This window comes from Cupriavidus sp. U2 (assembly GCF_009663685.2).
Taxonomy (GTDB): domain Bacteria; phylum Pseudomonadota; class Gammaproteobacteria; order Burkholderiales; family Burkholderiaceae; genus Cupriavidus; species Cupriavidus necator_C.
In genome coordinates this window covers 34,015-46,898 of record NZ_RCOG02000028.1, presented here as the reverse complement: position 1 = coordinate 46,898, position 12,884 = coordinate 34,015, and the positions used below count along the sequence as shown (strand labels likewise).

The 12,884-nt window shown below is 64.1% G+C and carries 9 protein-coding genes; 3 read left to right on the top strand and 6 right to left on the bottom strand.

Annotated features, from left to right (window positions below; translation table 11 throughout):
* Nucleotides 1-258 precede the first annotated feature (258 nt).
* The 6 genes from pcaF to D9X30_RS22740 all read right to left on the bottom strand — a co-directional run bounded on the left by pcaF (nucleotide 259) and on the right by D9X30_RS22740 (nucleotide 9,376).
* Nucleotides 259-1,461 carry a 3-oxoadipyl-CoA thiolase gene (gene pcaF, locus D9X30_RS22765; protein ID WP_153949582.1) on the bottom strand — a complete coding sequence of 401 codons (1,203 nt, stop codon included), beginning with the start codon at nucleotides 1,459-1,461 and terminating at the stop codon, nucleotides 259-261.
* Nucleotides 1,462-1,521: 60 nt separating this feature from the next.
* Nucleotides 1,522-3,561, bottom strand: coding sequence for a 3-hydroxyacyl-CoA dehydrogenase NAD-binding domain-containing protein (locus D9X30_RS22760; protein ID WP_153949583.1), 2,040 nt, complete (start codon nucleotides 3,559-3,561; stop codon nucleotides 1,522-1,524).
* 2 nt (nucleotides 3,562-3,563) lie between these two features.
* Nucleotides 3,564-4,508, bottom strand: a complete 945-nt coding sequence (locus D9X30_RS22755; RefSeq protein ID WP_153949584.1) for an electron transfer flavoprotein subunit alpha/FixB family protein — start codon at nucleotides 4,506-4,508, stop codon at nucleotides 3,564-3,566.
* Nucleotides 4,509-4,527: 19 nt separating this feature from the next.
* Complete coding sequence (locus D9X30_RS22750; protein WP_249641059.1) at nucleotides 4,528-5,277, bottom strand: electron transfer flavoprotein subunit beta/FixA family protein; 750 nt, start codon at nucleotides 5,275-5,277, stop codon at nucleotides 4,528-4,530.
* Nucleotides 5,278-5,848: 571 nt separating this feature from the next.
* Nucleotides 5,849-7,984, bottom strand: a complete 2,136-nt coding sequence (locus D9X30_RS22745; RefSeq protein ID WP_153949585.1) for an acetate--CoA ligase family protein — start codon at nucleotides 7,982-7,984, stop codon at nucleotides 5,849-5,851.
* A gap of 36 nt (nucleotides 7,985-8,020) precedes the next feature.
* Nucleotides 8,021-9,376, bottom strand: coding sequence for an MmgE/PrpD family protein (locus D9X30_RS22740; RefSeq protein WP_153949586.1), 1,356 nt, complete (start codon nucleotides 9,374-9,376; stop codon nucleotides 8,021-8,023).
* A gap of 171 nt (nucleotides 9,377-9,547) precedes the next feature.
* Between D9X30_RS22740 and D9X30_RS22735 the strand changes: the two genes are divergently transcribed.
* From D9X30_RS22735 to D9X30_RS22725, 3 genes are all read left to right on the top strand, one after another.
* Nucleotides 9,548-10,459 carry a LysR family transcriptional regulator gene (locus D9X30_RS22735; protein ID WP_153949587.1) on the top strand — a complete coding sequence of 304 codons (912 nt, stop codon included), beginning with the start codon at nucleotides 9,548-9,550 and terminating at the stop codon, nucleotides 10,457-10,459.
* Between the two features lie 185 nt (nucleotides 10,460-10,644).
* Nucleotides 10,645-11,613 carry a Bug family tripartite tricarboxylate transporter substrate binding protein gene (locus D9X30_RS22730; RefSeq protein ID WP_153949588.1) on the top strand — a complete coding sequence of 323 codons (969 nt, stop codon included), beginning with the start codon at nucleotides 10,645-10,647 and terminating at the stop codon, nucleotides 11,611-11,613.
* 334 nt (nucleotides 11,614-11,947) lie between these two features.
* Nucleotides 11,948-12,859, top strand: a complete 912-nt coding sequence (locus tag D9X30_RS22725; RefSeq protein WP_153949589.1) for a LysR substrate-binding domain-containing protein — start codon at nucleotides 11,948-11,950, stop codon at nucleotides 12,857-12,859.
* Nucleotides 12,860-12,884: the final 25 nt, after the last annotated feature.

Here is a 12,884-nt window from a genome sequence, read left to right as displayed (position 1 = left end):
CGGAACCGAAGTTTCCTTTCCAATTATCGGGTTAGCTGAGATGTGGAGGTGTGGCGGATTTTCACGATACCCACACCGTCAGATTAGGCGAAGTAAGACTAGGGAACGGCACCTTGGCCCGAGGTGGAGAATGGCTTTCTCATTTCGGATCAAATACTTAAGATCACTTTGGCGAAAATTTCACGAATTCCGGCCGACCCTCTAAGTACACTCAGCAAGAGCCCGTGACGCAGCTCCGTCGCTGCGCTTGGAGACGCGTTACATTCGTTCAATGACCATCGCTATGCCCTGACCCACGCCGATGCACATCGTGCACAGCGCGAAGCGGCCATTGGTGCGCTCTAGCTGGTACAGCGCCGTCGTCACCAGACGCGCGCCGCTCATGCCCAGCGGGTGGCCCAGTGCAATCGCGCCGCCGTTCGGGTTCACGCGCTTGTCGTCGTCTGCAATGCCCAGCTGGCGCAGCACGGCCAGGCCTTGCGCGGCGAACGCTTCGTTCAGTTCGATCACGTCGATCTGGTCCAGCGACATGCCCAGTTGCTTCATCAGCTTCTGCGTGGCCGGTGCCGGGCCGATGCCCATCACGCGCGGTGCCACGCCGGCCGTGGCCATGCCCACGATGCGAGCGCGCGGCTTCAGGTTGTGCTGCTTCAGGCCGGCTTCGCTCGCCAGCAGGATGGCGCAGGCGCCGTCGTTCACGCCCGATGCATTGCCGGCGGTCACGGTGCCGTCCGGGCGCACCACGCCGCGCAGCTTGGCCAGCGCTTCCATGCTGGTGGCGCGCGGGTGCTCGTCACGGTCGACCACGATCGCGTCGCCCTTCTTTTGCGGAATCGTGACGGCGGTGATTTCCTGGGCCAGCGTGCCGTCGGCCTGGGCGCGCGATGCCTTTTCCTGGCTGCGCAGCGCCATCAGGTCCTGGTCTTCGCGGCTGATCTTGTAGTCGGTGGCCACGTTCTCGGCGGTCTCGGGCATCGAGTCCACGCCGTAGGCCGCACGCATCGCCGGGTTGATGAAGCGCCAGCCGATGGTGGTGTCGAAGATTTCAGCCTGGCGCGAGAACGCCGAGGCGGCCTTGCCCATCACGAACGGAGCGCGGCTCATGCTTTCCACGCCGCCCGAGATCATCAGGTTGGTCTCGCCCGACTTGAGCGCGCGCGCTGCCGTGCCCGTGGCATCCATGCCCGAACCGCACAGGCGGTTGATCGTCGAACCCGGCACGGCTTCCGGCAGGCCGGCCAGCAGCGACGACATGCGCGCCACGTTGCGGTTGTCTTCGCCCGCCTGGTTGGCGTTACCGTAGATCACGTCGTCGATGGCCGACCAGTCCAGGCCGGCATTGCGTGCCATCAGTGCTTTCAGCGGCACCGCGCCCAGGTCGTCGGCGCGCACGCCCGACAGGCTGCCGCCGTAACGGCCGACGGGGGTACGGATCGCGTCAACGATGAATGCGTCGCTCATTTCTAATGCCTCATATTCTATCTGGGGAGCCAAGCTACGCCCCAACATCCAAGGAAGATTTCAGTCTTCGAACAGTCCTTCGAGATCTGCAATGACTAGTCCTTCGCCTGCGATCTCGTTCAGCCATTTCATCTTCTGGTTGAGTGCTTCGCGACCATGCCTCCTTGCCCAGAAGACGACGCCGCCTTGCCAGCGAGGGAACCCATAGCCGTTGGCCAATACGACATCAATATCGCTCGCGCGACTGCAAACACCCTCCGCAAGCAATTGCGCTGCCTCGTTTGCCATGGCGAGCAATGCCCGGTCGACAATCTCATGTGGCGCCAGCACTCGCCCCTGGATGCCCTTGCCGATTCTCGCCGCTTCGATCAACTGGCGCACTATCGGATCTGGGGTACCACGGCTCGCCTCCGCATACGCGTAGTACCCGGCGCCCGTCTTCCGACCGAGTCGCCCCATTTCGCACAGGCGATCAGGAATGGATACATACCTGGCTGCGGGATTGCGCAATTCTGCCCGCGCTTGGCGCATGCGCCAAGCGATGTCCAGACCAGACATGTCGGCGACGGCAAAGGGCCCCATTGCGAAACCAAACTCTTCCAGTGCGGCATCGATCTGCTCAGGATAGGCACCATCCTCCAGCATCAGTTCGCACTGATAGCGGTATGCCGCGTAGATTCGATTGCCGATAAAGCCAAATGCATTGCCAGACAACACAGGCATCTTGCGAAGCGCCTTCGCAATAGCAACGCCGGTCGCAAGTGCGGTCGCGGAACTCGCTTTTCCCCTGACGACTTCGACCAGTTTCATGACGTTGGCCGGGCTGAAAAAGTGAAGCCCGATAACATCCTCCGGCCTGCCCGTAGCGGCGGCAATGGCATCCAGGTCCAGGTAGGACGTATTGGAAGCTAGGACGGCACCCTTTCGGGCATGCTGATCGATCTGCGAGAACACTTCGTGCTTGACGCGCAAATCCTCAAAGACTGCCTCAATGACAAGGTCCGCCTTTGCAAGAGCTGCCCAGTCCAGAGATGTGGCAAGCGCAGAGAGCATCCTCTCGGCATCCTGTGCCGAAATCTTTCCTTTGGCGGATTGCGTCTCGTAGTGTTTCGCGACTCGCTCACGACCACGCTGAAGCGATTGAGGATCACGCTCGAGCAATGTGACTTGGTGACCACCATCCAATGCCGCGATTGCAATGCCAGTGCCCATTGTTCCCGCGCCAATAACTGCGATTGTCGTGACCGGCAACGGATCAACACCTCGGAGTTCGGAAACCTTCTGCGCGTCGCGCTCCGCGAAGAACTGATGGCGAAGTGCGAAGGCGTCGGTCGACATCCGCAGCTCAGTAAAGACAGCCCGTTCGCAGCGCAGCGCCTCGTCGATTGGTGCCAGCCTACTTAACTTCACCGATTCGATCGCCGCACGGACGTGCGGGCGCCCCTTCCCTTGGCGAAGAGCGGCCTGTTCGGCTGCTAACAGCTCTCCTTCTGCGGAGGTCGGCACGCTCAGGTCTTTAAGCTTGCGCTTCTTTGTGCGTCCCGAGAATTTGATCGCGGCATCAAGCAAGTCCTCATCAGCAATTGCATCGAGGACGCCAAGCTCCAGAGCAAGCTCGGCCGGCACCCGTTTGCCGCTGCAGACCCAGTCAATCGCCCTGGGGACCCCAATCAGACGCGGTAGTCTCTGAGTGCCGCCTGCCCCGGGAATCATTCCTAGCGTGACTTCAGGCAATCCGACCACCAACCGGCGCGCGCCAACCCGCGCGTCGCAACCCAAGGCGAGTTCAAAGCCACCGCCCAGTGCGGCCCCATGCAGGGCTGCCACAACTGGCTTCTCGCAAGCCTCAATTGCTGCAATGACTCCCGGCAGTTCCGGTGCTTCGAGAGGTTGGCCGAACTCTCGGAGGTCCGATCCCGCGATGAACGTGTTTCCTGCTCCAATCAGCACGCCTGCAGTGAGCGCGGGCTTAGCGGACAGCTCGTTGATGGCATCGAGAATTCCCCGACGCACTTCGAGCGAGCCCGCGTTGACTGGCGGATTTTCGATAAAGACAACGAGGACGCCGCCTCTCCGCTCGGTCCGTACAACAGTGCTCATTGTTACGCCCCCACCGAAAGTGCGGCCACCAGTTCCGGCACCACGGTGTTCAGGTCGCCCACCAGGCCGTAGTCGGCCACCGAGAAGATCGGGGCTTCGGCGTCCTTGTTGATCGCGACGATCACCTTGGAGTCCTTCATGCCCGCCAGATGCTGGATCGCGCCCGAGATACCGACGGCGATGTAAAGCTGCGGGGCCACGATCTTGCCGGTCTGGCCCACCTGGTAGTCGTTCGGCACGAAGCCGGCGTCGACTGCGGCACGCGATGCGCCCAGCGCCGCGTTCATCTTGTCGGCCAGCGGGATCAGCACCTTGGTGTAGTTCTCGCCCGAACCCACGCCACGGCCACCGGAAACGATGATCTTGGCGGCGGTCAGCTCCGGACGATCGCTCTTGGTCACTTCACGCGACACGAATTGCGAAATACCAGCGTCGGCCACGGCCGGCAGCGTTTCCACTGCTGCCGAACCACCTTCGGCGGCTGCCGGGTCGAACGCCGTGCCACGCACCGTGATCACCTTGATCTTGTCTTCCGACTTGACCGTGGCGATGGCGTTGCCGGCGTAGATCGGACGTTCGAACGTATCGGCCGCGTCGACTTTGGTGATGTCCGACAGTTGCGCCACGTCCAGCTTGGCAGCCACGCGCGGCAGGATGTTCTTGCCCGACGCGGTTGCCGGAGCAACGATGTGCGAGTAGTCGCTGGCGATGGCCAGGATCTGTTCGCCCACGTTTTCGGCCAGGCCGTCACCGAAGTACGGTGCGTCGGCCAGCAGAACCTTCGCCACGCCGGCGATCTTCGCGGCTGCGTCGGCCGCAGCGCGGGCGTTGGAACCGGCCACCAGCACGTGGACGTCGCCGCCGCACTGGGCGGCAGCCGTCACCGCGTTCAGCGTGGCGGCCTTGATCGATTGATTGTCGTGTTCAGCAATGACAAGTGCAGTCATGTTCTTTTCTCCCCCGCGCTCAGATAACCTTGGCTTCCGACTTCAGCTTTTGCACCAGCGTGGCAACGTCCGGCACCATCACGCCAGCGCTGCGCTTGGCAGGCTCGACAACCTTGGCGGTCTGCAGGCGCGGCTTGACGTCGACGCCGAGGTCTTCCGGCTTCACGATGTCCAGCTGCTTCTTCTTCGCCTTCATGATGTTCGGCAGCGTCACGTAGCGCGGCTCGTTCAGGCGCAGGTCGGTGGTCACCACGGCCGGCAGCTTGACCGACACGGTTTCCAGACCGCCATCCACTTCGCGCGTCACCGAAGCCTTGCCGTCAGCAACAACCACCTTCGAGGCAAACGTGGCTTGCGGCAGGTTCGCCAGCGCGGCCACCATCTGGCCAGTCTGGTTCGAGTCGTCGTCGATGGCCTGCTTGCCCAGGATCACCAGGCTCGGCTGTTCCTTGTCGATCAGCGCCTTCAGCAGCTTGGCCACGGCCAGGGGCTGCAGTTCTTCGGCCGACTCCACAAGGATGCCGCGGTCGGCGCCAATGGCCATCGCGGTGCGCAGGGTTTCCTGGCACTGGGTCACGCCGCAGGACACGGCGATCACTTCGGTGACGACGCCGGCTTCCTTCAGGCGCACGGCCTCTTCGACGGCAATTTCGTCGAACGGGTTCATGCTCATCTTGACGTTGGCCAGGTCGACGCCCGTGCCATCCGATTTCACACGGACCTTGACGTTGTAGTCCACCACCCGCTTGACTGCGACGAGTACTTTCACTGCTTCGCTCCTAAGTTATCCTACCCGGCTTTGACGGGGGTTAGATGATGGCCATGTTCTGGCCAGCATGCGAAATTTCTAGTTCATTTCCGTAACGACAAAAGGTCAGGCCTCACAACGGACCTCGACCATTTCGGCGGCAAGCACGCAGAGTACCCATCCAGTCTTTTGATCCACTGGTCGACTGGAGTCCCGTCAGACGGATTTGCTGGTCGGCCTACCCCGAAACTCACGACGTTGCTTTGTGACCAACGGCGTCAGCCGGTGGGAGCGCGACCTGGTATTGAGCCAATCAGCCGCGCCAGAAGTGCCCGGTTCCCGGCTGCTCAGCGCAAAAGAAAGCGCAGGGCAAGGGCCAAAACTCCCGTTGTCGAGTCAATGTTGGGGCAATCAGGACAATGCGGTCCTTACCGACGTCACCGACCACCGGCCCAGCTAGGTTGCCGGTGGCGTGGGGCGTCACAATGTGCATGCTGCTCGTGTGGTTCGACCGTGCCAGAGCGCGCCGGTCATGCCGCGAAGGCATAACGCGGGCGTGGCATGGACGGAAGCAGGTGCACCGTGCGTTGGGTCATGCGGCCGCCGTGTCCGTGCCGGGCGCAAGCCGCAGCACGCAGTCGACTCCGACCACGCCATCGGCGCGCACGAACAACGGGTTGATCTCCGCTTCCGCAACGGCGACACCCTGAACCGCCGCAAGATGCGAGAAGCGGACGATGGCATCGGCAAGCGCATCGACGTCGCCGTGCGGCAAGCCACGGAAGCCGCGAATCAGGCGGGTCGTGCGCACCTCGTCGATCATCTGCCGCGCTTCATCCGGCGTCACCGGAGCCGGGCGCAGGCTAACATCGCGATGCAGCTCGGCGGTGATGCCACCGGCGCTGAGCATGACCATCGGCCCTACCAGCGGGTCGTTACGGAAGCCGAGCAGCAGTTCCAGCAACCGGTCTTCCATGCGCTGGACCAGAATGCCGTCGATACGCGCCTCGGGCGCACCACGGCGGGCATTGGACATTAGGCGATCCGCGGCGGCCGCCAGCTCGGCGTTGTCGCGCACCCCGACCTGCACACCACCAATCTCGGTCTTGTGCAGGATGTCGCGCGAGCAGATCTTGGCCACCACGGGGTAGGGCACGGCGTGCTGAAGCGCCCCCTCGGTCACCAGCTCCGCCGTCGCGATCGGCACGCCAAGCGCGCCGAAGACCGTCGCGGCTTCCAGCTCTGAAAGATCGCCCTGCTTCGGCAGATTCGCCGGCCAGGCAACGGGCTTGCAGGACTCGGCTGCGTCCGCGCCGACATGCGCCCCACGGAACAGGCAGGCCAACGCATCGGCGCAGCTTTCCGGCGTGCGGAAGGCCGGCACGCCCGCCGCCTGCAGCAGTTGCAGCGACTGCGGAGCTTCCGGCGCCAGGAACGACAGCAACGGCTTGCTGCCGACACCGGATGCCTCGACGATCGGCTTGACCGCAAGCTGTGGATGAAACTGCGCCGACGAACCGACCACGCACAGCACGGCATCGCACCAATCGCTCAGCCGCATCTGCTCGACCAGGTCGCGGTACTGCGCGCTCGTTGCCGCCAGCGTCAGGTCGATGATCGGCGTCTGGCGAATCTTCACGCTGCGTTCGGCCATGTGCGCGACGAACGACTCCGGCGGCGGCACCGCCTCCACGTTCGCCAGGCCCAGGCGGTCCACCACGGTGGCGGCGCCACCGCCCGTCGTGGTCACCACGGCAACGCGCGGCGCGCGCGTCAGGGCCGGCACATGACGCGCATAGCGCAGCGCCAGTGGTGCGGCCTCGAACAGGGTCTCGAGCATTTCCACACGCATCGCGCCATGTTTGCGCAGGAACGCATCGACCGCCGCGTCGTTGCCGGCCAGCGCCCCCGTATGCGATTGCGCCAGCGCCTCGCCCTGCTCGGACCGGCCCAGCTTGTAGACCAGCACCGGCTTGCCCGCAGCGCGTGCACGCCGCAGTGCCGGGCCAAGCACCGCCGCATCGCGAATCGTCTCCAGGAACAGCAGGATGACTTCGGTGGCGGCATCGTCGACCATCAGGTCCACCAGTTCGCCCACACCGATATCGCTTTCATTGCCGACCGAGACCAGCTTGGCAAAGCCGAGCCCGCGCGCCGCGCCGCGCGACAGCAACGCGCCGAGCATGGAGCCGCTTTGCGAGATCACGCTCACCGGGCCGCGTTGCAGCGTATCCATCTCCAGCACCGCGTTGACCGACAGCACGGCGCCGCTATGCACGTCCACAACGCCGATACTGTTCGGCCCCAGCAGCCGCACCCCAAGCTCGCGTGCGCGCTCCGCTAGCGCCTGCTGGGCGGCCATGCCCGCCTCGCCCACCTCTGCGAAGCCATCTGAGAACACCGTCACCACGCGCGCACCACGCGCTGCGGACTGCTCCAGCGCCTCGGCCACCTGCGGGCCCGGGACCATGACGAACGCATGGTCGATCGACTCCGGCAACGCGGAGACGCTGGGATACGCCTGAAGGCCCATCACCTCGCTGCGCCCCGCGTTTACCGGGAACACGCGTCCCTGGAAGCCGTGTTTGCGCATGAAACGCAGCGGGCGGGCGGTGTTCTTCTTTTCATCGGCGGAGGCGCCAACCAACGCGACGGCATTTGGCGTGAACAGTGCCCGGGCCAGCGTCTCGCCGGTGGGGCGTTCCTTGTCGTTATCGACTGTCTTCATGGTGTTTTGTCAGAAAGAATTGGATTCGGGGATCGTTCAGCCGACGCGGAGCTTGTCCAGGGCCAGCGCGCGCAACGGGCGACCGTCGAGGCGCCAGAGCGCGTCGAGCAGCCTGGCGGCGTGCACGGTGCCGAGCGCGGGGGCGCTCAGCTCCATGAACTTGTCGCTGAGCGTCGCGTCATCGAGCGGGGCCTCGGGGTCGCCCAGGCGATAGGGCGCGAAGTACTCGTGACGGGTGCCATCGGTCAGCTCGATTTCCACCCGCGCCGCGCGCTGCTTAGGAAACGCAGCCGTCAGTTCAGGGTCGGCGGTCAGCGTGATCCGAGTCATCAGCGCGCGGATCGATGCATCGGCCAGCCTGGCCGGCTCGAATGCGTCGAGCCGCACCGCGCCGTGCAGGATGCCGTGCGCCACCACGTAGGGCAGGCTGAAGCGGGCCTCGAACGGCGTTTTCGGATCGAAGTTGCCCGTCACCTCCAGGGCGACCTGATAGGTGTGGACGCGAACTGCGGCAATGCGACCCGGCACCAGCGCGTGGTCGCGCATGATGCGCATTGCCGCATCGATCGACGCGAACGTATGGCCGCAGCAACCGTGGTTCTTCTGCGTGACGCGCGTGATGTTGTAGTCGGTGCCCAGGCCATCGGTGACGCCGCGCCAGTCAGGGCCGCCGCACATGGCCGCGCCGAACCCGGCATCGCCTTCGAGAATGTCATGCACGCCGGTGACACCATGTGCGCTACCCTGTGCCGCTTGCACGCCGATTTGCGCTGCATGACCGGCATGCAGCGCCTTGGTCATGGCGTCAGACCGGAAGGCCTGCTGCAGCCCGGAGGCGAACGTCGTGGCGGTGGCCATGGCATCGGCGGCCGCCCGCGCATTGCCCGGCGCGGCCAGTACGCTGCCAGCCGCCGCCGCGCCGATACAGCCGACGGTGCCGGTGGTGTGGAAATAGCGGTAGTGCGCTGGCTGAATTGCGGCGCCGATGCGCGTGCTGACTTCGTAGCCGGCGATTACGGCACGCAGAAAGTCGGTGCCGCTGGCGTCCTGATGCTCGGCCAGGGCAAGCGCCGCCGCGATGGTCGGGCACCCGGGGTGATAGATCGCGTCGCGAAAGATGTCGTCGAATTCGGCCGCGTGCGAGGCGCTGCCGTTGATCCAGGCTGCCAACGCCGGGAATGCGGTGGTGGCATGCCCGATGATGGCGCTGCGCCCGACGCCCATCTCCGCACGGTGCGCTGCAACAAGCTGGCGGCCCGGGGCCATCGGCACGCCGGCCAGCAGGGCGGCAAACCAGTCGATCACCGCGCGCCGTGCATGGTGCGACACATCGTCTGGCGGCACAGCGCCGGCTTGATATCCAACGTACTGGGCAAAATCGTCGATCAGCATTCCATCTGTCTCCTGAGCAGGAATGCTTCCAATAGTACAAACTGCATCTGCCCCTGCTTTGACGATTCGAGAAAGCTCCCGCACCAAAAGGTGCATGCAGTGCGAGGGCCGCTGGTACATACTCTGCCTGACGCAGCCCGCGCCAGCTTTCCAATTCGAGCACGCACGCCCATGGACATCGCCTCGCTTGCCATCCTGATTGCCGCCATCGAGGAGAAGAGCCTGTCACGCGCGGCCGAGCGCGAGAACCTCGTCACGTCGGCCGCCAGCAAACGCATCGCCGAACTGGAGCGACGCGCGGGCACGGCGCTGCTGCGACGCCACGGGCGAGGCGTGGAGCCGACACCGGCAGGCGCCATGTTGTATCAGCGCGCCAAGGCCATCGTGCGCAGCGTGCAGCTGGCCCAGGATGCGCTGGCCACCTACTCGATGGATGGCATCGCCAAGATCCGGCTGGCCTCGAACCGGTCGACGATTCTGCAGTTTCTGCCCACCGATATCAGCGGCTTTCTCAAGCACGACCCCGACGCCCGTATCGACCTGATCGAGGCGTTCAGCTTTGATATCCCACGCATGGTGGCCGGTGGGGACGCCGATATTGGTGTCTATCACGCACGCAGCCCGAGCCCGGGCGTGTACTCGCTGCCGTACCGCAAGGACCGCGTCGGACTGGTGGTGCCGCGCGGCCATCCGCTTGAGGCGAAGGGCTCGCTGCGGCTCGAGGAAGCCCTGGACTACGACTTCCTCGGCTACTTTCCGCGCCATACGTTCGACGCGTTCCTGGCGCTGGTGTCGGGCACGATCTCCCGCCCGCTGACCGTGAAGACGCAGGTCTCGAACTTCGAAGCCCGCTGCCGGATGGTGCGCGAAGGCCTGGGCCTGGCCGTGGTACCGGAAGGCATCGCCCGGAACTATCTGCAGATGATGGGGTTGTCGCTGCTGACGCTGCGCGATGCGTGGGCCGAGCGCGAGTTCTACGTCTGCGTGCGCGACAAGGAAAGCCTGCCGTCCGGCGTGGCTCGCCTGCTCGAGTACCTGAGCCGCTGCGAGGCCATGGAGCAGCACTTCCTAAAGCCACGCTGAAACCACGCTCAGGCCACGCCGCAATCACATTTGTTATCGCGCAGCCTCCTCATGCGCAGCGGCAGCAGTGAAGTCTGCGTTTCCATATCGTCAAAGCTCGGGCATGTCAGCTCTCTAAGATGAAAAACAGGCGCCCACCCCTCAACGGGAAGGGGTGCTGACTACAAGATTCATCGGAGACTGTCATGAAGAATTTCCTGCGGCACGCTGCCGCCGGTCTGATGCTCGCTTGCGCCGCAACAGGCCACGCCCAGCAGCGGTACCCCTCCAAACCGATCCGCGTCGTGGTGGCATTCACCGCCGGCGGCACCACCGACATCCTCGCGCGTGAGGTGGCGCAGCAGATGAGCAAGGCCCTTGGCCAGAGCGTGGTGGTGGAAAACCGCCCAGGCGCCGGCGGCAACATCGGCACGGACTTCGTCGGCCGCAGCGACGCCGATGGCTACACGCTGCTGGCCACTTCGGTGGGACCGGTGGCCATCAACCCGACGCTGTACCGCAAGCTCAAGGTCAATCCGCAAACCGACCTGCAGGCCGTGGCACCGATCGCCGATGTGCCGAGCGTGCTCGTGGTGTATCCGGACCTGCCGGTGAAGTCCGTGCAAGACCTGTTGGCTTACGCGAAGGCACACCCGAACGGCCTCAACTTCGGCTCCACCGGCGTGGGCACCGCCGCGCATCTGTCGGGTGTGCTGTTCAACGAGCGTACCGGCGTGAAGACCATGCACGTGCCGTACAAGGGCGCCGACGCGCTGAATGACCTGCTGGCGGGGCGCGTCCAGTACATGTTCGCCACGCTGCCTTCGGTGATTTCCCATATCCGTGGCGGACAGCTTCGCGCCATCGCCGTCACGTCCCGCAAGCGGTCGTCGGCACTGCCCGACGTGCCGACCATGGCGGAGGCCGGCGTGCAGAACCTCGTCACCGGTGCATGGTTCGGCCTGTTTGCGCCCAAGGGCACGCCGCCGGAGATCGTTGCCCGATTGAACAAGGTCGTCTCCGAGTCGCTGGCGCAGCCCGACATGCGCGGCAAGTTCGCGCAACAGGGTGCGGAACCGATGAACCTGTCTTCCGATGCGTTCGGCAAGTTCGTAGTGGCCGAGTACCAGGCATGGAAGCCTGTGGTGATCAGTTCTGGGGCGCGGATCGACTGACATCGCAAATTTGAGCACGAAACGCTGGCAATGCTTGGAATAGGCAGCGGCCCGAAGCTTGCTGTTCGCGCCGGAGACTATTTCGACGCGTTTGCCGCGCTTATCTCGGCTTACCCGTCACGCTATGCATGATAGTGGTTAGGTGCGCTGAGGTTTTCCATCGCCGCACGGACCGTCAATGTCCGCTCGATCATTATGCTAAGCTTCCTGCCGTTACTCTGCGTGGCGCATTCCGCAGGGCGGGCAAGACGGCCCGGAAATGCCCATACGCACCCACAGCAGGACCGCGCGTCGTCCTGCAAGCATACGAGAGACTGGGTCTACCAGTGACGTGATGAAGATTCCTCCGCTCAACCCATTGAAGGTCTTCGAGGTCGTATCCAGGGCAAAGAATCTCTCTACCGCCGCGAATGAACTGCGGGTCAGCCAGTCGGCGGTGAGCCGTCAGATCGCGGTCCTCGAGGAATACCTGGGCGTGCAACTCTTCACGCGCGAGCGTATCGGCGTGAAGCTTACCGAGGTGGGTGAAGCCTACGCGCGGCGCATCGGTCCCGCCTTCGAGGAGATCTCGGAGGCCACGAAGTTCGTCACGCAGAAGTACTCCGACAACATCATTCGCCTGCGCACGTACACCACGCTGACGGCGCGATGGTTGATCCCCAGGCTGCCGCACTTCAAGGTGCAGTACCCGGATGTGGAAGTGCTGATCACCAACAGCAACGCGCCGCTGGATTTCAGCACCGAGCAGTGCGACCTGGCGATCGTGCTCGGCGATGGCAACTGGCCGGATGCGGAGGCGACGTTGCTGCTCGACGACGTGATCGAGCCGGTATGTTCACCCGCGTTCCTGGAGGCTTTTCACGGCAGCAGCGACCAGTTGCTGGAAGCCCTGCAAAGCAAGCGCTTGCTGGTTTCCAAGTACCGCAAGAATGACTGGCCGTCATGGCTCGCGCAGGTCGGCATGCCTCAAGTGTTCGACAGGGCCGAGAAGATGGTCTTCAGCAGTTCCATCCTCACGTGGCAGGCGGCCACGGACAACCTGGGCATCGCCATCGGCCAGCAGCATATGCTGGACGCCGACCTGAAAGCGGGTCGGCTGGTCTGCCCATTTGCGAAACCGCTGCACACCGGACGGGGCCACTACATGGTGACACCATCCTTGCAACGCTATTCGGCCAAGATCGCGGCGTTCAAAGAATGGCTGGTGCATGAAGCCCGGGAGACCCGGCCCATGACACCCGGCTGAGCCTGACACCGCTTTTCGCCGCTAC